The organism is Olsenella sp. KH1P3 (assembly GCF_900167315.1).
In the GTDB taxonomy this organism is placed as follows: Bacteria; Actinomycetota; Coriobacteriia; order Coriobacteriales; family Atopobiaceae; genus Olsenella_J; species Olsenella_J umbonata_A.
In genome coordinates this window covers 223883-244019 of record NZ_FUWQ01000001.1, presented here as the reverse complement: position 1 = coordinate 244019, position 20137 = coordinate 223883, and the positions used below count along the sequence as shown (strand labels likewise).

The following is a 20137-nucleotide window of genomic DNA, read 5'->3' as shown; positions in this document are numbered from 1 at the left end:
AGACCCCTCGCTCCCCGCCCTCCAAACCGACGCAAGTGCGACGGCAAGCGCAATGAAGGCAACGAAGACCAGCAGGTATTCAATTGTGGACTGTCCCCTCGAGAATCGTCCTTGTTCATGGCGCACCAGCTCCCACATCTTCAGAGCCCCTCTCCCATTCGTTGCGGTCCAGATGCGTCACCTTGACCTCGGACCCCTCGCCGACGGAGCGCACCACGCAGATGTCGACCCAGCCGTCCCCCTGCACGATGCAGGACCACACGTTCCCCAAAAGGTCGAGGTATCCCGCCTCGGCCAGGGCACAGTCGCCTCGGCCCCTGTAGGAGGTAAGGACGTCGGCGGCCTCCTCCTGCAGGCTGCGGCCGCTCTGCCTGGTTTCCCCCTTGGCTCCCGCATCCACGCGGCCTCCCTCGCCCTGTGAGGGAGCGAAGCCATGCGGGGCCTCTTCCGTCGGCCCTTTCGAAGCGCCGCCGGGAGAGGAGAGCACCGTTCCCAACGAGAGGAATCCACCGAGGAAGGCGGCCAGAAGAGCGATCGAGACGAGCAAGCACCCCCTGCGCCTGCCGCGTGGCCCCCTCACAGGGACCCGATGCCGGAGGAGATTGCCTCCCACAGCTCCTGAACCTTTCCCCTGAAGCTCACGATGGCGAGGATCGCGATGACCACGAGGACGCCAACGAGAATCGCGTACTCGGTCGTCCCCTGGCCAGATTCGTCCCTCAACAGCGCAATGAACTTTGTCTTCTCGCTTAGCTGCATGTCCATCAGTCCCTTCCTCAAAAGCTGCCAGCAGTTTTCCTTCCTCACCCGACGGCGAGCGACGAGCCGACCAGAGGCCCCAAAATCGAGAGCAGCATCGCGGGCACGATGAGGGTTCCCAAGGGAACGAGCATCTTGACGGGGACCTTCTCGATCGCCTCCTCCACCTGCGAGCGCCGCTCGTCGCGAATCTCCTGCGACTGCCTCTCCAGCGCCTCGGCAAGAGGCGAGCCGAACTCGAGCGCCTGCGTGACGGTCGTAGCGAACGAGCGGACCGCAGACACCCCCGTCTCGTCGGCAAGCGACCACAACGCTTCCTGCCTCGATGCCATACCAAGCCGCCAAGAAACGAGAGCCGCACGAAACGCATGCGAGAGCTCGTTGTCGTAGCGATCGCAGTAAAGCTCGAGGGAGGCGTCGAAGGAGAGCCCCGAGCTCAGGCCCAGTCCCAACACGTCGAGAAGGGCGGGCATCTGCCTCAGGCAGGCCGCCCTCTGCTCCGAAAGGCGCTCGTGCCTTTCGAGCTTGCTCACCAGGGGGAGCCGACGCGCCAGGCTGACGAGGAGCCCAAGGCCCGCACCTGCGACGGGCTGCGGCCTCCCGATGACTCCTCCCAACCTCCCTCTGCCGCCTAGCGTCACGAACAATAAGGTGAAGGTGACAAGAGACAGAGACGCTTCGGCGACAACAAAGACGGCATCCATCACAGCACCCCCTTCATAAGTCGCCTGATGATCACGAGTGCCGTGGCGTCCATCACGGCAGCCACCACCACGCACGCAATGCCAATGGGTGTCGCGAGCCCCTGGCGAAAGTCAGGCGATATGAGCGAGAGCGTGACCAGCATCACCACGGGCAGAGAGCTCACCATACGCACGGACATCCTCACCTGAGCCGTCTTGACGGCAAGCAGCCTCTCAAGTTCGCCCTGCCGTTCCACCAGAGTCGCCGCCCGCCCGAGCATCTCCTTCAGGGGACTGCCCGTACGTTGGGCAATGGTCAGGACCGTCGCAAGAAGCCCCACCCCAGGCGCGTCGAGGTCGTCGGGCAGGTCTCCCAGCGCCTCACCCGCAGACTGGCCGCACCTCAGGCGAAGCGACGCCCGGCAGAAGGCCTTCCCCACAGCACCGCCCTGATGAGAGCCCACGTACGCAATTGCCTGGGACAGCGTCTCCCCAGAACCCATCGCAACCGCAAGGGTGCGAAACGCCTGGGGCATGGCGCGGGTCAGCTCCGCACGCCGCCTCCTTTCGCAACCCGCGTCGAACGCAGGCACGAGGGCAAACGCTGCCAGCGGCACGAGCGCAAGCCCCAAGGGCGACTGGGCAAGCAGCGACAGGAGAAGCCCGGCCGCAAGGGACAGCACGACAACGAGTGCAATGCCCTTCTCGGCTGAAGCGACCTCCTCCCCGGCACGTTCTGACACGGAAAGGCCGACACGTGACCAAGAGGCGAGCCTCGACAGCCATCTGACGAGCACTGTCCTACCAACCAAAGCGAGCAGCCTTCGGAGCAGCCGCATGGTCTCCGATCGGTGGAGGACGGCCGGGCGAGCCCTCCTCCTCAGCTCGAGCAGGCACCAGACACCCGCTATCAGGCCGACTGCACAGGCACCAAGCGTCTCCACTGCTCGACCTCCTTTCGCGACAGGGCTCCAGACTTCAGCGACTCCTCTACGAAGCGCGGCTCCTCCACGAACCGCCAGGTGCGCGTCCCCTTGTCGAACGCGACACATTCCGTCAGACCGACGCCTCCTCCCGGCGCGTGCGAGACCTCGCTGAGCGTCGTGATGCGCCTCTCACCGTCCGGGAACCTGTTCGACATCACCAGGACGTCCAACGCCGTCGCGATCTGCTCCTCGATGATGTCGGTGGGCAGGTCCATGCCAAAGCGGGCCATGAGCACCAGCCTCATGATGGCCTCGTCCGGCGTCCCCGCATGAAGCGTCGTGAGAGAGCCGTCATGTCCGGTGTTCATCGCGGTCAGCATGTCGATGGCCTCGGACGAGCGGACCTCTCCGACCACGATGCGGTCGGGTCGCATGCGCAGCGCGTTCTTGACGAGGTCGCGGATGGTTATCTCGCCCGTACCCTCGATCGACGCGTCTCGGGCCTCGAGTCTCACCACGTCAGGATGGGTATTGAAGCGCAGCTCGGCGGAGTCCTCTATCGTCACGATGCGCTCGTCCAGGCCGATCTCGCAGGAGAGCGCGTTGAGCAGCGTCGTCTTGCCCGATCCGGTGCCGCCCGCGACCGCCACGTCCCTTCGGGTCCTGACCGCCCACGTCAGGAGCTGCGCATACCATTGCGGCAGGGCGCCGAGTCGCACGAGCTCCGAGAGCGACGTAATCCTGTTCGAGAACTTCCTTATGGTCACGGCTGGACCGCCTATCGCGATGGGATCAGCAACTGCGTTGACGCGGTCACCGTTCGCAAGACGCGCGTTGACGATGGGGCTCGCGCGGTCGAGCCTTCGACCGAGTGGCGCCAAGATCCTGTCGATGATCGTCAAGACCTGCTCGGAGGACTCGAACGAGGCCTCCGACTGGCAGAGCCTGCCACCGCGCTCGTAGAAGATGCGTTCGGGCCCGTTCACGATGACTTCGCTCACGTCGTCGTCATCCAGAAGGGACTGGATCGGGCCGAGCCCGCAGACGTCGTCGAGGACCTCGCGGACGATCTGGTCTCGCTCGGATTCCAAGAGGCTGTCATACGCCTCGTCGTTCAGCAGCGAACGACACGTTACCGAAAGCTCGTCTCGAACCCTCCTGCCGCCGGCACCGTCGACCATGCCGGCTATCACCTCTAAGCCGAGGCAGTCCACGAGCTGCTCGCGCAGCTTCTTGCCGAGCTCCCTCGACTTCCTCCTGGTAGACGAGACCTCCTGGGAGCCCTCACGTTGGACGACGCGTTCGAGGACACTCATCAGTTGGCCGCCTTCCTCAACGAGAAGAGCGAGAACCGGGGTTTGTGGCCGCTAGGCTCGAGTGCGAAGCGTGCGGACTCGGGAAGCGCGCCCAAATCGTTGAGCAGCGTCGCCAGGAGGAGTGAGACGGAGTCGACGAACTCGCCGGGCTCGGACGCAAGCTCTACGGCATGGCCTGACGAAAGGCACTCACTCACCTCTCCTCCTCCATCCATAACGCGAAAGAGCCGCGCGCCCTCTAGCCCCACCTCGGCACGTCCGAGGTTTGGCTCGCCCCTGCTCCTTGGGTCGGCGAAGTTCTCGACGCGAACGATGCGCGTGCGCGCCACGCCCAGTCTCACGGCCAGGCCGCTCGCGCGGGAGACGGGCCCTATCGCGCCGACCGCGCCATCGTGCACGAGCACGAGGCGGTCGGCCGCCTGCACCGCCTGGGCCACGGCATCGGTAAAGGTCGTCGAGGTGTCGACCAGAACGAGGTCGAAGCGCTCGCGCAGGTATCCCAGCAGCCGCGTGACATGCGGCATCACGAGCTCCGCCATCTCGGGCCGCTCGCAAGGTCCCCAAAGGTAGACGTTGTCGCGGCAGCGAGCGCAGCTCCTCCCCAACAGCTCGTTGCTCGGCGAGCCGTCTCCCGAGATGCGCGTGATATCAACGGGCTGGCGGATTCCAAAGCACGCAAAGAGATTTCCGCACGAGAGGTCAAGGTCCACCAGGGCCACCCTCATCCCCCATGACCCAGCCAATGCGGCGCAGACGGCAACGAGCGCCGTCTTGCCGACCCCACCACGTCCCGATGCGAACGCGAGGACGGGGGCAGACCCGTCCCCTGCCGAGATGTCGCTTGGCGCCGCGACGGCAGCTCCCCGCTCCCCCTCCGCTCGCGAGGGCGCCTCCCCAGGGCGACCCCCATCGCTCTCGGATACTGGAGCGCCCTGGCTTGCGGAGGGAGAGCTAGGTGCCTGAGGTGCGGCAAAGCGCGCGGGAGCACGCCCCGACTCGTCTTTCTGATTGTCCAGCCTGTCGAGGTCGACCACAAGGCTGACGCCTGCCTGGCGGGCACGTGAGCGGAGCGAGCCGGATGCGGAGGAGGTGACCAGGACAACCCTCGCCGCCCTGCCGTCATGGGCAATCGCGGCCGCCAGGTTGAGGTCGGAGACGCCCTCGTCGCTCAGGCCCACTATCGCCCCGACATCACCCGGAACCTCATCGGCGAAGCGGTTCCTCATTCCCATCGCATCGTGAACGACGACCAGTGTCGAGGAAGGTTCGACCGAGCGCAGCGCCCGAGCAAGGTCACGCCCCCTGCCCCTTCCGCAGCAGCCGATCCACATCTCCGTCATCAGCCCTCACCTCCAAATAGACAATTCTTCGAAACGTGAAAAGCGCCTTGGCCCCAACGCCGTGGAGAGCCGCTACGGCTCGGGCTCCGCAGCCTTGGCCTTCTCCTCTTCCATCGGCCTCAGCTCCTCGGGAGCCGCGGCGGAGCCCTTCGGGACCTCCCGGGCGTCGTCGGCCGGCAAGACGAGGCGCAGGTCACCCGAGGCTGCAGCAGACAGCAGTGCGGGAACGTCTTCGGGGGCGGCCGCAAGCGAGACCTGCCCGGCAGAGCCGATGCCCTGCGCGGCGGACGGCGTGGACAACACCGTTGCCTCCGAGGCAATGAGTCGGGCGCCCTCCTGGCCGACCTGGTAGGCGGAGACGACCGCGCCCTGTCGGACGCCGCGAGGCAGGCCAAGCTTGTCGCTGACCGCCAGGCTCACGGCAACCTTTCCCGACGGCACCTCGGCAACCTCTGACGAGTCTCGGAAGGCAAGTTCGGTTATGGGGGCATTGCCCGAAACGGGCACGGTCACCTCGCGTCCCACGGCGTCGTCGACGCTCGTTATGGAACCCTCTGGCACGAGGTCGGCAATCCAGTCGCGCGTTTGGACATCAGACGGAGAGACGACGTCGCCGGGCTCGAGGGAACGCGTGGCCACCACCAGGCTCACAACCTCGCCCCCATAGCGCGCTATTGCATCGCTGCGCACCTGCTCCGCCTCTGCCCTCACGTGGTTGCCATAGGCAAGAAAGACCAGGGCGACAAGTACGGCGCACGCTGCCGAGAAGGCTATGCGGAACCTGAGTGACATGGGACCTCCCGCAATCGAGACGAGCCTCGTTCGAGGCGTGTGATAATTCTCGATTCGCGAGAGAGGGATGGCGCGCTCAAAGAAAACTGAGCTGGCTTCCCACTGACCCACTTGACAGTGAAAGCTGCCGGCATAAGCGTCGAGGATAAGAAGGAGCGTGACCAAGCTGGTGCCAAACTGCACCGCCCGGTCACGCCCAAGCAATAGTTAATGTCTTGGCCTGCGCTACAAAACCACGTCCGGGTCGAGCGAGCCCGCGCTCTCACGCATCTCTGACGCAAGGTCCACGTAGGCCTTCACGCGCACGGAGTCGAAGTCCTTCGCGGCAAGCCGGGCGAGGACCTCGCACCCCGGCTCGTGCGTATGCGTACAGTCGCGGAACCGACAGCTCGCCGCCGCGGCAGCAATCTCGGGGAACACCTTGGCAAGGCCGCGCTCGTGCCCAACTATGGGCAGGCTCCTTAGGCCAGGCTCGTCCACTATGACGCCCGCGCCAGGAAGGCTGACCATGCGCCGGGCGACCGTGGTGTGTCGGCCGGCGTCATCTGAGCCGCGAACCGCGCCAGTTTCGAGGGCCTCGTGTCCCAGGAGCGCGTTGAGCAGCGTGGACTTGCCCGCACCAGACTCGCCGAGGACGATGGCCTTGACTCCCCCGGGAACCAGGGAGCGAACGCCCTCGACGCCCCAGAGCGCACCGCAGCCCCTCGCCATTCGCTCGAGCCTCTCAACCTGCGTGGGATACGTCGACGCCTCCTTGCCGACGACGGTCACCACGACCTTGACCTCGTCGCCCACGACGTCGCGCACAAGCGAAAGGTCCCTTCGGAGGACCTCCGGATCCGTGCGGTCAACCTTGGTGAGCACGACCGCGACGTCAGTCCCGCAGTCACGGGCGATGACCGCAGAGCGCACGATGCGCTCGCAGTCGAGCGTCTGACGGCCGAGCGGCTGCACGACCAGGACGACGTCGACGTTGGCTGCAAGCGTCTGCTTCTCGCCACGCGCCCTGCCCTTCCAGCGCGCGACGTCGCTCTCACGCTCGAGTATCTTGCACAGCAGGCCCATGTCGTGTCCCTCGGGCAGGCGTGCGACGACCCAGTCGCCCACCGCGACACTCGAGTTGCCACGCCCCTTGGTGAGCGCGGCGGAGAACTCGCAGCGCTCGAGCCCGCGGTCGCTCATGACCGCGGGGAAGCCGCGGTCGAGTCTCACGACGCACCCCAGGTGAAGCTCCTGGGGGTCAATCTCCATCTCGCGCGAGATGCGATCGCGCTCGGACGAGAACTGGGAGCGCTGCCGCTCGCTCGGCACGAGCTCTTCCATTCTCGGCACGTCTACCAAAGAAGAGAGCGCCGGCAGGACCGGAGAGGCCCCGCCGACGCCCGTGCGCTTGTCCAGTCGACGACGTGCTGACTTGTTCGCGCGTTTTGCCATATGGCCTACTTGTTCTTCTCGATGGTTCGCATGATTGCCTTGTAGACCTCGACGATCGGGATGATCAGGAAGGCGAGGCCCATGGCGATAGCGTACTCCTGAAGCCCAATCTCGGCAAAGTCAAACGCCTGAGCAAGCGGCGTCTCGATGACAACGAAGGTCAGGATGAGCGACGCCGCGAGCGAGAGCCAGAGCCAGACGTTCTGGGTGGGCAGCTTGAAGACGGACTGACGGCGCGAGCGCATGTTGAACGAGTGGAACATCTCGACCATAGAGAGCGTGAGGAACGCCATGGTCATGCCGTCGAGACCCTTGTTCGCCCCGGAGAGGACGTCGGCGAGGGCAACGCCCTCGTAGCTGAGCCCGACGAAGTACGAGACGAGCGTCAGGACGCCGATGAAGACGCCCTGGACGAGACAGTCGACCCCCATGCCACCGGCGAAGATGCCGTCCGTGGCCTCTCGGGGCCTGCGGCGCATGATACCGGGCTCCGCCTCCTCCATGGCCATGGCCAGCGCGGGGAAGCAGTCGGTGATGAGGTTGAGCCACAGCAGGTGCGTGGGCTCGAGAATGGTGAAGCCGATGAGAGACGCGACGAAGACGGAGATGACCTCGGCGAGATTCGAGGACAGCAGGAACGCGATGGCCTTCCTGATGTTGTCGTAGATGCGACGGCCCTCCTCGCAGGCGTTGATGATCGTCGCGAAGTTGTCGTCGGCCAGGACCATGTCGGCGACGCCCTTGGTGACGTCGGTGCCCGTGATGCCCATGCCCACGCCGATGTCGGCGCGCTTGATGGACGGCGCATCGTTCACGCCGTCGCCGGTCATGGCGACGATCTTGTTCTTGCGCTTCCAGGTGTCGACGATACGCGTCTTGTGCTCGGGCTGGACGCGCGCGTAGACGTGGTATCTCTCGACCGCACTGGCAAAGTCCTCGTCGGAGATCTTGTCGAGCTCGGCCCCGGTGATGGCCTCTTCGGCGCCCTGAACGACGCCCAGCTCCTTGCCGATCGCAACGGCCGTGTCGATATGATCGCCCGTAATCATGACGACATCGATGCCCGCGCTGTGCGCCTCGGCGACGGCGTCCGCAACCTCGGGACGAACCGGATCGATCATGCCGCAGAGACCGAGGAAGGTCATGTCCTTCTCGAGAGCCTCGGCGGAGTAGTCCGAGGGGGCCGTCTTGCCATAGTTGACGCGAGCCGCCGCGAGGACGCGGAGGGCGCCATCAGCCATCTCCTTGTTGGCGTCCTGGATGCGCCTGCGCCACCCGTCGGTCATGGGGACGTCGCCATGCTCTGTCCTGACCTTGGTACAGCGGTCAAGTACAACGTCCGGACCGCCCTTGGTGTGCTGGATGTAGTTGCCGTCGGGCGAGACGTTGACGACCGACATCATCTTGCGGCCGGAGTCGAACGGTGCCTCGCCGGCACGGGGGTTGGCCGCGTCAAGGTCGGCGGTGGTGAACCCCAGGCGTGCGGCGTCGGCGACGAGCGCGGCCTCGGTAGGCTCGCCCACGGCCTCCCCCTTGGTCGCATCCCACTTGGCGTCGGAGCAGAGAGCCATGCAGCGCACCAGGCGACCCTGGTCCTCGCTGAAATGGCGGACGACCGTCATCTTGTTCTGCGTCAGGGTACCGGTCTTGTCCGAGCAGATGATCTGAGTGCAACCCAGCGTCTCGACCGCGGAGAGCTTGCGGATGATGGCGTTGTGCCTTGCCATCTTCGTCACGCCAATGGAGAGGACGATGGTGACGACGGCCGCAAGGCCCTCGGGAATCGCAGCAACCGCCAGCGCTACGGCGACCATGAAGGTCTTGAGCACGAGCGTCATGTCATCGAAGAACCCCATGCCGTGCTTGAACCACGTCGCCAGGAAGACCACGACGCAGATGGCAATGCAGACGATGGAGAGCACCTTGGAGAGCTCGTCGAGCTTCTTCTGGAGCGGCGTCTCCTCGTCGGCGGACTGGGAGAGGGCGTCGGCAATCTTGCCCATCTCGGTGCCCATGCCCGTCGCGACGACGACTGCGCGACCACGGCCATAGACCACGGTCGAGCCCATGTAGCACATGTTCTTGCGGTCACCCAGGGGAACGTCGTCGACGCCTTCGGCGAGCTCGAGCGTCTCGCTGACCTTGTCGGTGGGAACCGACTCGCCGGTGAGGGCGGCCTCCTCTATCTTCATGGAGGCGCTCTCGAGAATGCGGCAGTCGGCCGGGACGGCGTCTCCAGCCTCAAGCAGTATGACGTCGCCCCTGACGAGCTCGTGCGAGGGCACGCCGACCAGCTTGCCGTCACGGACAACCTTGCTCTGGGACGCGGACATCTCCTGCAGCGCCGCAAGGGCCTCCTCGGCCTTGGACTCCTGCACGACACCCAGGACGGCGTTGACGATGACGACGAAGCTGATGATGACGACGTCCGCGAAGTCGGCCTCGCCCTGTGCGATGCTCGTGAGCGCCGAGATGAGCGCGGCGACGATCAGCATGACAATCATGGGGTCGGCCATCTGCTGGAAGAAGCGGATCCAAAGCGGGGTCTTTTTGGCTTCCTTCAGCTTGTTGAGGCCGTCGCGCTCGAGGCGACTTGCGGCCTCGACGTTCGTGATGCCCGCAGTCCCATCCGACGCAAGGTCGGCGAGGACTTGCGCGGAATTGGACAGGTATTCCCTCATATATCCCTCCTGGAATGTAATACGTCCGGCAGATTGATGCCCGATCGTAATTCCCCAGGAGGGGCAAGGGCTCACCAAGGCTGCCATGCCGGACAACCGGAAATAACAGCTTCAATACTACCAAACGCCACCGGGCCATACACCATTTCCAGCAGTTGCGCACGTTCTTCTCGCCCGTTGCGCGATTGTGCCCTGAAGCGTGTGCAACCTATAGGGTCGCCAGACGCGAAATCACGACAGGAGGAAGCCCGAAAAACGGAAAAGCGCTAGTCGTCGGCGGGCGGGAGCCTGAACGCGATCGGGAAGTTGACCCCCCTCGCATATACAAGCTCTACGAGGCCGCCACAGATGCAAATACACAGCTCATTGCCATATTGGCTGCGTTACTATTTTTATTTGGAACCATTAGTAACACTGCTGCAAGCGCGGCGGAGAACTCGTCGAAAGGACATGGAATGAAGGTTCTCTTCTACGGCACCAAGAGCTACGATCGTCAATCCTTCGAGAAGGAGCTTGTCGACTATCCCGACGTCCAAGTTGAGTTCATCGATTCCAACCTCACCCCGGTCACCGCAGCGCTCGCTCAGGGCTACGACGCCGTCTGCGCGTTCGTCAACGCTGACATCTCGCCGATGACCCTCGAGATCCTCCGTGGTCTCGGCGTCGGGCTCGTCCTCATGCGCTGTGCCGGCTTCGACGCGGTCAACGTCGACTACGCCAAGCAGGTCGGCATGAAGGTCACCCGCGTTCCCGCCTACTCCCCCGAGGCAATCGCCGAGCACGCCATGGCACTCGCCCTGGCCGCCAACCGTCGCATCTGCAAGGGCTACAACCGCGTTCGCGACAACAACTTCGACCTCACTGGCCTGGTTGGCTCCACGCTCCACGGCAAAACCGCCGGCATCATCGGCACCGGCCGCATCGGCGCTGCCCTCTGCCGCATCTGCAAGGGCTTCGGCATGAAGGTCCTCGGCGCTGACCTCTACCCCAACCAGTCCCTCGTTGACCAGGGCATCGTCGACGAGTACGTGGACTACGACACCATCTACGCCAAGTCCGACATGATCTCGCTGCACGCCTTCCTCAACGAGGAGAGCCACCACATGATCAACGACGAGTCCATCGCCAAGATGAAGGACGGCATGATCTTCATCAACACCGGCCGTGGCGGCCTCGTTGACACCCAGGCCCTCATCCGCGGTATCATCTCCGGCAAGATCGGCGCCGCCGGCCTCGACGTCTACGAGGAGGAGAACGCGAACGTCTACCAGAACCGCGAGGGCGAGGTCATCGACTCCGTCACCGCGCGCCTCTGCTCCTTCCCCAACGTCGTCATGACCAGCCACCAGGCCTTCTTCACCCACGAGGCCCTCGGCCAGATCGCCCGCGTCACCCTGGACAACGCCCAGGCCTTCGCAACCGGCACCGACTTCGTCGAGCGCAGCGTCGTCTGCTAACAATTCTGCGCGCCACGGCGCGCTGGAATACCTATCGCGCCAAGCCCCAAGCGGGGGCGAGGCAACCCGAAGAGAGGAAAAAGAGAAATGACCGAGAAAAGGACGAAGATCGTCTGCACCATGGGTCCGGCGACCGAGAGCGATGAGGTCCTGCGAGAGCTCATCAAGGCCGGCATGAACGTCGCCCGCTTCAACTTCAGCCACGGCTCCCACGCATATCACCGCAACAACATCGACCGCGTTCGCCGCATCTCCGAGGAGCTCGGCAAGCCCGTCGCCATCCTTCTTGACACCAAGGGCCCCGAGATCCGCACCGGCGAGCTCGAGAACCACCAGAAGGTGACCCTCGAGACCGGCAAGCAGGTTGTCGTCACCACCGACGACGGCGTCATCGGCACCTCCGAGCGCTTCTCGCTCGACTACAAGCAGCTCCCCAAGGAGGTCGAGAAGGGCTCCACCATCCTCATCGACGATGGCCTGATCGAGCTCACCGTTGACCACGTCGAGGGCAACGACATGTTCTGCATGGTCGACAACGGCGGCGAGCTCGGCGAGCGCAAGGGCGTCAACGTCCCCAACGTCGAGGTTGGCCTGCCTTCCGTCACCGAGCAGGACAAGGCCGACATCATGTTCGGCTGCGAGCTCGGCATCGACGCCATCGCCGCTTCCTTCATCCGCAACGGCGCTGCCGTCGAGGAGATCCGTCAGATCTGCGCTGACAACGGCATGCGCAACGTCTACATCTTCCCGAAGATCGAGAGCGCCCAGGGCGTCAAGAACTTCGACGAGATCCTCTCCGTCTCCGACGGCATCATGGTTGCCCGTGGCGACCTCGGCGTCGAGATCCCGCCCGCAGAGGTTCCCCACATCCAGAAGGAGATCATCAAGAAGTGCGGCGACGCTTACAAGCCCGTCATCACCGCCACCCAGATGCTCGACTCGATGATCCGCAACCCGCGTCCGACCCGTGCAGAGGTCAACGACGTCGCCAACGCCGTCTACGATGGCACCGACTGCGTCATGCTCTCCGGTGAGACCGCTGCCGGCTCCTATCCCGTCGAAGCCGTCAAGATGATGGCTTCCATCTGCCGTGAGACCGAGGCTCACCTCGCCGAGCGTCACGCCTTCCACGACCGTGGTGGCCTGCGCAACGTCAACGCCGCCATCGGCCTTGCCGCCGTCGAGGTCGCCGACCGCTCCGATGCCAAGTGCATCATCTGCCCGACGCACTCCGGCCGCACCGCTCGCCTGATCTCCAACTTCCGTCCCCACCTGCCGATCTACGCCATGTCGCCTTCCAACCACGCCATGCGCAAGACCTGCTTCTTCTGGGGCGTCGAGGCTTTCAAGACCTCTGAGCAGGCTTCTCTCTCCGCGACCTGCTACAACGCGCTGACCGTCGCCAAGGAGAAGGAGGTCGTCAAGACCGGCGACCTCGTCGTCATCACCGCCGGCGACCCGCAGACCTCGCCTTCCCAGGGTGACTACATCACCTCTACGAACATGACGATGGTCTCCCAGATCCAGTAAACCTGGCTGCATATTCTCATGGGCCCCGCCTCGCATCTTGCGAAGCGGGGCTTTTTTTCATGGGCTGCAAGATCATCCCAAACGGCACCGTACCTGTAGCCAACGCGATTTGAACAACAAATTTCACGATGCGGGCAACGCGGTCCCGCCCTGTGCCCATGGCCTATGATGGGCCTGCGAAACATACGAGACACTTCGAAGCGAGGTCATTACGAACACCTTCTCTACCTGGATCTGCGCATGGGCGCAGGAGACGAACGCATCACTTGCCGGCGCACGGGTCTACATCTCACCCGACTCACTGGCGAAGGCGGACCCGACGCTGCCGCTGCGCATGGCCGAATGGGGCCTGGTGCCCACTGACAAGAGAGAGGCCGCTGACTTCTTGTACCCCGAGCTTCCCGCGCACGAGAACCTCACGGGCGCCCAAATGCTCGCACGTGCTGAGAAGGGCATGTCTGTCTCGGCCGCACTCGCCAACCAGATTGCCAAGTCAGGCAAGCTCAGGGGCATGAGCATCGCCCTCAGCCTCATCGTCGAGCCAAAGACTGCCGTCCTGGTGGAGCGTCTGGCGGCTGCCGGCGCAAACGTCGGAGTCTACTGCCACGCTCACGAGTGCGACCAGCGCGTAGCCGACGAGCTCGCCGCACGCGGCCACATCATCGAGGCCAACAGCACGTGGACCCCTGCGCAGGAGCACGAGGGGGCGCTTCGCCTCATGGACAGGCTCAAGCCCGACCTGATAATCGACGATGGTGCGAACTTCGCGCGACTCCTGGTGATGGAGCGGCCCGAGCTCGTCGCCAACGTCAGGGGCATCGCCGAGGAGACGACCTCCGGGGTGCGCGCATTTCAGGCCATGGCCGATGAGGGCGAGCTCCCCTTCCCCGTCATAGCGGTGAACGACTCTGCACTCAAGACCTGCTTCGACAACCGCCACGGCACGGGAGAGACCTGCGTCAGCACGACGATGGAGCTCCTGGGCCCCGACGCCCTCAGCTCACCAGACGTGAGCGTGTGCGTCATCGGCTACGGCCCCGTGGGCGAGGGCTTCGCGCGGCGCGTCCGCGCGCTGGGTGCGCGCGTCGCCATTGTCGAGACGGACCCCGTCAAGGCGCTCGAGGCGCGCTTCGCGGGCTTCGAGGTGGCCACCCAGTCTGACGTCCTGCACGACGCAGACGTGGTCGTGTCCGCGACAGGAGTGCGCCACACGCTCGCCCTCGACGCGCTTCAGACCCTTCGAGAGGGCGCGGCCGTCGTCGTCATAGGCGGCATCCAGAACGAGATCGCCCTCGACGAGGTCATCCAGACGGGCGGGTCCCTACGTCCGGAGAAGGACAAGAGGATCTTCTCGCTCGCCCTTCCCAACGGGCGCCGCCTTCGACTGCTCGCGGCCGGCGACGGTGTGAACTACGCAGCCGGACCCGGCAACCCCATCCAGATCATGGACCTCAGCTTCGCGGTCCAGCTGTGCGCGGTCGACCGCATCGTCAGCGGCGATAAGCTGCCGGTCGGCGTGCACCGCCTGGGACCCGATACCGACAGGCGCATCGCGAGCCTGGCGCTTGCCGCGCGCGGCATCTCGATCGACGTCGAGCAGCAGGAGAAGCCCCTCGTCCCCGACTGGCGCGTAACGCACTACTCGGACGCCATCACGCAGGAGTAGCGCCTCCCACATCCCAATACGCAACACCGCCCTCGCGGCACCTTGGAGCAAGCAATGAACGACAAAGCAACGGTAACCCTGTACACTGCGCCCCTCGTCATTCCCGTAACCGGGCCCGTCATCTGCGACGGAGCCGTGGCGGTGCGTGACGGTCGCGTTCTCCACGTGGGAACGCGCGACTGGGTCGAGCAGAAGCTGCGCGACGACCGTAAGGACGCGGGTGACGTCGAGACCAGGAACTGGCACGGCCTTGTCACTCCAGGCCTCGTCAACGCGCACACGCACCTCCAGTACACCGGCATGGCCTCGGTCGGCCAGTCGACCTACCCGAGCTTCCGCGACTGGGAGCTGGCCTTCAACAAGATATACGACAGCCCCGAGCGCAAGCCCTGGCGCGAGTGGGCACACGAGGGCGCGCGCATGATGGTCGAGGCCGGCACCACGGCGGCAGCAGACATCGCCTCTGACCTCGAGGCAGCCGACGCCCTGACCTCCCAGGGCATGCATGGCATCACGTATTGGGAGGTAATGGACTGGAACAACGAGGACTGGCAGCGCAAGGGCGTCCAGGACCTGCTGGCCCAGATCGAGGTCATCAGGTCCATGGGGGTCACCGAGATCGGCATCAGCCCCCATGCCCCCTACTCGCTCGGATCTGGTCCGCTGCTCGACCTGCCCGACATCGCACGTCGACTGGGCATGAGGCTCCACGTCCACCTTGGCGAGACTCCTGCCGAGGCGGGAAAGCTCCCCTCCAAGCTGACCAACCAGACATCCTGGGCGTGGAACCGCACGGAGTGGAGCGGCTTCAACGACCTCAAGCGCGCGGGCGCCGGCGCAAGCGCCATCCAGTTCCTGGACCAGCTTGCGGTACTCGGGCCCGACGTGCACATAGCCCATGGCGTCCACGCGTCACGCGAGGACCGCAGGATCCTGCGCCAGCGCGGCGTCTCCGTCGCCCTGTGCCCGCGCTCGAACAGAATCACCTGCACCCAGAAGAACGCGCCCATCGCACGCTACCTCGAGGAGGGCAACCCCCTCTCCGTCGGCACCGACTCCCTCTCGTCGTGTCCGAGCCTCGACGTGCTGGACGACGTCTCCGTCCTGTATGACCTCGCCATCGCGCAGGGCTACGAGGGAGCGGACCTCTCGCACAGGCTCATCCGCATGATGACCCTGGGCGGCGCCGAATCGATGGGACTCAACTGCGGCCCCAAGCGCATCGGCCAGATCAACGTGGGCGCCTCCGCGGACCTGGCGTTCTTCGACATCCCGGTGAACGTCTCTTCTCCGCAGGCGCTCGAGGACACGCTCGAGGAGTTCGTGCGCCATGGGTCCGGCAGCTGCAAGGCAACAATCATCGAGGGAAGTGTCGTGTATGACCGCATCTGGAATTAGCCCGTACGCCCAGCACCTGGTCGACTCGCTGGGACTCGCGAAGCACCCGGAGGGAGGATGGTACCGCCGAACCTGGCAGTCAAGCGCCGCCGCGACGGGCGATGCCACCAACATGGGAGAGGACTCCACCGAGGGGCGTCCCCTGGCGTCTCTCATCTACTTCCTCCTGCCCGCAGGTGACGCGAGCGCCTGGCACGTCGTGGACGCCGACGAGGCCTGGCTCTGGCACGGACCCGGCGCCGTCACACTCGAGATCGCCGGCTCGGGAAGCGAGCCCGACGAGAGCCAGGTTGAGCGGATTGTCCTTTCCCTGGACGAGAAGGGCGCACGGACTCAGTTCGTGGTGCCTGCCGGCGTCTGGCAGCGCACCGTGCCCGCAGACGAGGACGCGCTGGTCTCGTGCATGGTGAGCCCCGGCTTCATGTACGCGGGCTTTACCCTTGCCTCTGGGCAGGCATCCTGCGAATAACGCCCAGAGCCACCTGGGCCGCGAGGCGTGCCGTCGTGGCAAGGTCATCGTCACGTCCGTCGAGCTCCTCATAGGCCTCTCCGCACACATTGCTGATGGAGCGCACGGCCAGGAAGGGGATGCCCGCTCGGGCGGCGACCTGCGCCGCGGCGACGCCCTCCATCTCCTCGCAGTCCGCCGCGTAGCGGCTACGGACCTTGCGAAGCACGTCAGGCTCGGTCGAGAACAGGTCGCTCGTCGCTATGGCGCCCGTCACGAAGCGCGGCTCGTGCTGCTCGAGCGTGCCATACGCCGCATCAAGCACCTCCCCACCCATCTGCTCGACCGACGGCACGCGCTCGAAGCCACGCGACTCGAGCTCGGCCTGGGCCAGGCTCACGAGTCCCTCGTCTGAGGGAAAGCTTGTCAGGTTGGGCTCGGACTCCGCGATGATCTGCATGTCGGAGTCGAGGCACTCCAGGCGCGCGCCCACGACCACGTCGCCTTGGCCGATGCGGGGATTGAGGCTTCCGGCGATTCCGCAGAACAGGAGGGCATCCGGACCGAAGCGGTCAATGAGGAACTGGGCTGACGCCGCGCTATTTATGGTCCCCATGCCCCCGTTCGCGGCGACCACCCTGACGCCCGAAACCTCGCGCTCCGCATACTCCACGCCGCAATGGCGCAAGCTCTTCTCGCCCGGAAGCTCGAAGAAGGCCAGCGACTCCTTTTGCAGGGCACTCAGAACCGCAACGGTATGCATCATGTGTCTCCCCTCCGTAATTTTGCTCCTGCCAGTATAGACAAGACCCGGGCGAGGCGCGGGAGAGCTCGCCTCGCAACATGTCTGAGCTGGGCTATCGAAGCGCGAGATAACTAGTTGTAACTATCACCTAACAATCGCGAGGCAGCGCCTCTGCTATGCTCACGACAGTGCGAAAATAGCAGGTCGCACACATACACCCACCACAGCAAGCACCCGTCCGCCAAGGCGAGCGCGAAAGGGAGAAACCATGCACTTCTCGACCAACCCCAACCTCAACAGGCGCCAGGCCATCGCCGTCTGCGCCTCTACACTCGCCACGCTCGGCCTTGCGGCCTGCGGTGGTTCGTCGAGCGACAGCAGCGCTGCAGCAGACTCGAAAGACCCCAAGCAGCTGACCTTCGAGCAGGGCAAGCTCACCATCGCGACGGGCGACCCCGCATGGGAGCCCTGGGTCATCGGCGACGACCCCTACTCCGGCAAGGGATTCGAGGCCGCGCTCGCATATGCGCTGGCCGACAAGATGGGCTTCTCCAAGGACGAGGTCGTGTGGACCCGCACGTCCTTCGACGAGGCCTGTGCCCCCGGCGACCACAACTGGGACCTTAACATCCAGCAGGTCTCCATCAGCGACGATCGCAAGAAGGCCGTCGACTTCTCGCCCGCGTACTTCCGCGCGACCCAGTCCGTCGTCGTGCTCAAGGACGGAAAGTATGCAGGCGCGAAGTCGTGCAAGGACCTCGCCTCTGCAAACATCGCCGTCATGGTGGGCTCGACCGCCGGCGACTACGTCAAGGACGCGATCAAGGACGGGAGCGACGAGGGCATCAGCATCTTCGACGACAACTCCATCGCGGCTCAGGCCGTAACGTCCGGCCAGTGCGACGCGCTCGTCACCGACACGCCCGAGGCCGTCTACATGGTCGAGTCCGGCCAGGTAGATAACGCCATCGTCGTTGGTCAGATCCCTGGCACCGAGGATCCTGAGGGCACCGGCGTCACCCTGAAAAAGGACTCTCCCCTCACCCCATTCGTCACCGACGCGATGAACGCGCTGATCGACGACGGCACCGTCAAGAAGCTCCAGGACGAGTGGCTGGCGGACTACACCTCGAACGTCCCGATGCTTGAAAAATAAGTGTTTCCAATTCACTTAGGGGGCCGGGGCATACGCTCCGGCCTTTTATTGTGTATGCGCACGGTTTTACACGCTCACGAGAAAGAGTCTTCCCACATGAATGACTGCACCACCGTCACCACGAGTGACATCGAGCTAGAGCGGCAGGCATACCGCAAGAAGCAGAGCATACGCTCTGTCCTGACGAGCATCGCCTCGTCGCTCATCTTCGTAGGGCTCGTCGCCTTCGGACTCTCCAACTCCCCTGGCTGGCCCAGGGTCCAGGAGTCGTTCTTCTCGGCTGAGTACTTTGCCCAAGCCTGGCCTCAGGTCCTCGACGGCCTCATGCTCAACCTCCGCGTGCTCGTGGTCGCAGTGATTGGCGTCGCTGTTCTGGGCGGCGCGCTCGCGCTCATCCGCATCACCACCTCGGCGGTCATGTTCCCGCTGCGCGTCGTCGCGAGGTTCTACACCACGGTCATGCGCGGCATCCCCATGCTGGTCGTGCTCTACCTCATCGGATTCGGCATACCCGGCCTCGGCCTCTTTGGCCGCGTCGACCCAGCAATCCTGGGCACGGTGGCCGTCGTGATGTCCTACTCCGCCTACATCGCCGAGGTTCTGCGCGCGGGATTCCAGGACGTGCACCCCTCGCAGCGCGCCTCCGCAAGGTCGCTCGGCCTGACCTCGGGCCAGACCATGCGCCTGGTCATCATCCCGCAGGCGCTCCGCAAGATCGCACCTGCCCTGATGAACGACTTCATCTCGATGCAGAAGGACGTTGGCCTGATTTCGACCCTGGGTGCCGTGGACGCGGTTCGCGCAGCCCAGATTGCCGTCGCCAAGACCTACAACTTCACGCCCTACGTCGTGGCGAGCATCCTGTTTATCCTGCTCAGCGTCCCCTTCATCCTTCTTAACGACTGGTACACCGCAAAGCTTCGCTCTCGAGAGCGTACGGGAGGTCTTGTCTAATGTCCGAGTCCGCATCCGCCGAAACCGTCCTGCGCCTGGATGGCGTCTGCAAGCGCTTCGGCAGCAACACCGTTTTGGACCATGTGTCCTTCGACATCAAGCAGCACGAGGTCGTCGCGCTGCTTGGTCCCTCGGGCTCCGGCAAGTCCACGCTCATGAAGTGCGTCAACCTCCTGGAGCAGGTCGACGACGGCCAGATCTGGCTGAGCGACACCGACATCACCGACCCTCGCATCAACATGGACAGGGCCCGCGCACGCATCGGCGTCGTGTTCCAGCAGTTCAACCTGTTCCCCCACATGACCGTCCTGAACAACGTCACCCTCGCGGCACGCAAGGTATTCAAGTGGGACCGCGCCCAGGCGGAGAAGAAGGCCATGAGCCTGCTCAAACGCATCGGCATGGACCACAAGGCCAACGAGTACCCGGACCGCCTGTCTGGCGGCCAGCAGCAGCGCGTCGCCATCTGCCGCGCCCTCATGACCGAGCCGGAGCTGCTCCTGCTAGACGAGATCACCTCCGCCCTCGACCCGCTGCTCGTCGGCGAGGTCCTCGACATGGTCGCCGAGCTGAAGGACCAGGGTGCCACAATTCTCATGGCGACCCACGAGATGAGTTTCGCCCACAAGGCGGCCGACCGCATCGTGCTGCTGCGCCACGGCACGATTGCCGAGAACGGCACGCCCGAGGACGTCATGGACAACAGTTCCGACCCCGAGACGCAGGCCTTCTTCCGCAGCTACCACTCGTAGCCGTCAGGGCCCAGCAACTCGCCCGTAGCCTCACCCGATAACGCAAGCGCCCGACACGACCATCAGGCTCGTGCCGGGCGCCTTCTTTGGTGCCGTGTCC

At 64.7% G+C, this 20137-nt stretch carries 18 protein-coding genes; 8 read left to right on the top strand and 10 right to left on the bottom strand.

Features of this window, described 5'->3' with window-relative positions:
• Nucleotides 1–115: 115 nt before the first annotated feature.
• From B5D13_RS01110 to B5D13_RS01070, 9 genes are all read right to left on the bottom strand, one after another.
• The gene (locus B5D13_RS01110; RefSeq protein ID WP_078686453.1) at nucleotides 116–547 is read right to left on the bottom strand and encodes a hypothetical protein; all 432 of its coding nucleotides are present in this window, start codon (nucleotides 545–547) and stop codon (nucleotides 116–118) included.
• Nucleotides 548–576: 29 nt separating this feature from the next.
• Nucleotides 577–765, bottom strand: coding sequence for a Flp family type IVb pilin (locus B5D13_RS01105; protein WP_078686452.1), 189 nt, complete (start codon nucleotides 763–765; stop codon nucleotides 577–579).
• A gap of 38 nt (nucleotides 766–803) precedes the next feature.
• Nucleotides 804–1463 (bottom strand): type II secretion system F family protein, encoded by a 660-nt coding sequence (locus B5D13_RS01100; protein WP_078686451.1) that lies wholly within the window; start codon nucleotides 1461–1463, stop codon nucleotides 804–806.
• Nucleotides 1463–2386 carry a type II secretion system F family protein gene (locus B5D13_RS01095; protein WP_078686450.1) on the bottom strand — a complete coding sequence of 308 codons (924 nt, stop codon included), beginning with the start codon at nucleotides 2384–2386 and terminating at the stop codon, nucleotides 1463–1465. The genes B5D13_RS01100 and B5D13_RS01095 overlap by 1 nt, the downstream gene beginning before the upstream one ends.
• Complete coding sequence (locus B5D13_RS01090; RefSeq protein WP_078686449.1) at nucleotides 2353–3684, bottom strand: CpaF family protein; 1332 nt, start codon at nucleotides 3682–3684, stop codon at nucleotides 2353–2355. The genes B5D13_RS01095 and B5D13_RS01090 overlap by 34 nt, the downstream gene beginning before the upstream one ends.
• The gene (locus B5D13_RS01085; protein WP_078686448.1) at nucleotides 3684–5024 is read right to left on the bottom strand and encodes a nucleotide-binding protein; all 1341 of its coding nucleotides are present in this window, start codon (nucleotides 5022–5024) and stop codon (nucleotides 3684–3686) included. The genes B5D13_RS01090 and B5D13_RS01085 overlap by 1 nt, the downstream gene beginning before the upstream one ends.
• Nucleotides 5025–5096: 72 nt before the next feature.
• Nucleotides 5097–5816 (bottom strand): Flp pilus assembly protein CpaB, encoded by a 720-nt coding sequence (locus B5D13_RS01080; protein ID WP_078686447.1) that lies wholly within the window; start codon nucleotides 5814–5816, stop codon nucleotides 5097–5099.
• A 225-nt stretch (nucleotides 5817–6041) separates the two neighbouring features.
• Entirely contained in the window at nucleotides 6042–7250 is a 1209-nt protein-coding gene (locus tag B5D13_RS01075; protein WP_078686446.1) for a ribosome small subunit-dependent GTPase A, read from the bottom strand.
• Nucleotides 7251–7255: 5 nt separating this feature from the next.
• Nucleotides 7256–9931 carry a cation-translocating P-type ATPase gene (locus B5D13_RS01070; protein WP_078686445.1) on the bottom strand — a complete coding sequence of 892 codons (2676 nt, stop codon included), beginning with the start codon at nucleotides 9929–9931 and terminating at the stop codon, nucleotides 7256–7258.
• A 455-nt stretch (nucleotides 9932–10386) separates the two neighbouring features.
• On the opposite strand from B5D13_RS01070, the gene B5D13_RS01065 reads away from it, so the two are divergent.
• The 5 genes from B5D13_RS01065 (at nucleotide 10387) to B5D13_RS01045 (ending at nucleotide 16451) form a co-directional block, all read left to right on the top strand.
• Entirely contained in the window at nucleotides 10387–11388 is a 1002-nt protein-coding gene (locus tag B5D13_RS01065) for a 2-hydroxyacid dehydrogenase (RefSeq protein WP_078686444.1), read from the top strand.
• Nucleotides 11389–11475: 87 nt separating this feature from the next.
• A complete protein-coding gene (pyk, locus tag B5D13_RS01060; RefSeq protein ID WP_078686443.1) occupies nucleotides 11476–12918 on the top strand; it encodes a pyruvate kinase in 1443 nt (480 codons plus the stop codon).
• 208 nt (nucleotides 12919–13126) lie between these two features.
• Complete coding sequence (locus B5D13_RS01055) at nucleotides 13127–14584, top strand: adenosylhomocysteinase (RefSeq protein WP_078686442.1); 1458 nt, start codon at nucleotides 13127–13129, stop codon at nucleotides 14582–14584.
• A 54-nt stretch (nucleotides 14585–14638) separates the two neighbouring features.
• On the top strand, nucleotides 14639–15982 hold the full coding sequence (locus B5D13_RS01050) for an amidohydrolase family protein (protein WP_078686441.1): 1344 nt from the start codon (nucleotides 14639–14641) through the stop codon (nucleotides 15980–15982).
• Nucleotides 15963–16451, top strand: a complete 489-nt coding sequence (locus tag B5D13_RS01045; protein ID WP_078686440.1) for a cupin domain-containing protein — start codon at nucleotides 15963–15965, stop codon at nucleotides 16449–16451. Before B5D13_RS01050 ends, B5D13_RS01045 begins: the two co-directional genes overlap by 20 nt.
• Here the strand turns inward: B5D13_RS01045 and B5D13_RS01040 are convergent.
• Nucleotides 16417–17196 carry a 5'-methylthioadenosine/S-adenosylhomocysteine nucleosidase gene (locus B5D13_RS01040; RefSeq protein ID WP_078686439.1) on the bottom strand — a complete coding sequence of 260 codons (780 nt, stop codon included), beginning with the start codon at nucleotides 17194–17196 and terminating at the stop codon, nucleotides 16417–16419. The genes B5D13_RS01045 and B5D13_RS01040 overlap by 35 nt on opposite strands.
• Before the next feature lie 247 nt (nucleotides 17197–17443).
• On the opposite strand from B5D13_RS01040, the gene B5D13_RS01035 reads away from it, so the two are divergent.
• From B5D13_RS01035 to B5D13_RS01025, 3 genes are all read left to right on the top strand, one after another.
• The gene (locus B5D13_RS01035; RefSeq protein WP_078686438.1) at nucleotides 17444–18331 is read left to right on the top strand and encodes an ABC transporter substrate-binding protein; all 888 of its coding nucleotides are present in this window, start codon (nucleotides 17444–17446) and stop codon (nucleotides 18329–18331) included.
• A 96-nt stretch (nucleotides 18332–18427) separates the two neighbouring features.
• Complete coding sequence (locus B5D13_RS01030) at nucleotides 18428–19285, top strand: amino acid ABC transporter permease (protein ID WP_200802588.1); 858 nt, start codon at nucleotides 18428–18430, stop codon at nucleotides 19283–19285.
• The gene (locus B5D13_RS01025; protein ID WP_078686436.1) at nucleotides 19285–20037 is read left to right on the top strand and encodes an amino acid ABC transporter ATP-binding protein; all 753 of its coding nucleotides are present in this window, start codon (nucleotides 19285–19287) and stop codon (nucleotides 20035–20037) included. The genes B5D13_RS01030 and B5D13_RS01025 overlap by 1 nt, the downstream gene beginning before the upstream one ends.
• The last annotated feature ends 100 nt before the right edge of the window (nucleotides 20038–20137 follow it).

What these genes read in the sequence shown, in the direction of transcription:
- B5D13_RS01105 (WP_078686452.1), bottom strand. Translation starts at nt 765, where the DNA reads ATGGACATGCAGCTAAGCGAGAAGACAAAGTTCATTGCGCTGTTGAGG.
- B5D13_RS01100 (WP_078686451.1), bottom strand. Translation starts at nt 1,463, where the DNA reads ATGGATGCCGTCTTTGTTGTCGCCGAAGCGTCTCTGTCTCTTGTCACC.
- B5D13_RS01090 (WP_078686449.1), bottom strand. Translation starts at nt 3,684, where the DNA reads ATGAGTGTCCTCGAACGCGTCGTCCAACGTGAGGGCTCCCAGGAGGTC.
- B5D13_RS01085 (WP_078686448.1), bottom strand. Translation starts at nt 5,024, where the DNA reads ATGACGGAGATGTGGATCGGCTGCTGCGGAAGGGGCAGGGGGCGTGAC.
- B5D13_RS01080 (WP_078686447.1), bottom strand. Translation starts at nt 5,816, where the DNA reads ATGTCACTCAGGTTCCGCATAGCCTTCTCGGCAGCGTGCGCCGTACTT.
- B5D13_RS01075 (WP_078686446.1), bottom strand. Translation starts at nt 7,250, where the DNA reads ATGGCAAAACGCGCGAACAAGTCAGCACGTCGTCGACTGGACAAGCGC.
- B5D13_RS01070 (WP_078686445.1), bottom strand. Translation starts at nt 9,931, where the DNA reads ATGAGGGAATACCTGTCCAATTCCGCGCAAGTCCTCGCCGACCTTGCG.
- B5D13_RS01065 (WP_078686444.1), top strand. Translation starts at nt 10,387, where the DNA reads ATGAAGGTTCTCTTCTACGGCACCAAGAGCTACGATCGTCAATCCTTC.
- pyk (WP_078686443.1), top strand. Translation starts at nt 11,476, where the DNA reads ATGACCGAGAAAAGGACGAAGATCGTCTGCACCATGGGTCCGGCGACC.
- B5D13_RS01050 (WP_078686441.1), top strand. Translation starts at nt 14,639, where the DNA reads ATGAACGACAAAGCAACGGTAACCCTGTACACTGCGCCCCTCGTCATT.
- B5D13_RS01045 (WP_078686440.1), top strand. Translation starts at nt 15,963, where the DNA reads ATGACCGCATCTGGAATTAGCCCGTACGCCCAGCACCTGGTCGACTCG.
- B5D13_RS01040 (WP_078686439.1), bottom strand. Translation starts at nt 17,196, where the DNA reads ATGATGCATACCGTTGCGGTTCTGAGTGCCCTGCAAAAGGAGTCGCTG.
- B5D13_RS01035 (WP_078686438.1), top strand. Translation starts at nt 17,444, where the DNA reads ATGCACTTCTCGACCAACCCCAACCTCAACAGGCGCCAGGCCATCGCC.
- B5D13_RS01030 (WP_200802588.1), top strand. Translation starts at nt 18,428, where the DNA reads ATGAATGACTGCACCACCGTCACCACGAGTGACATCGAGCTAGAGCGG.
- B5D13_RS01025 (WP_078686436.1), top strand. Translation starts at nt 19,285, where the DNA reads ATGTCCGAGTCCGCATCCGCCGAAACCGTCCTGCGCCTGGATGGCGTC.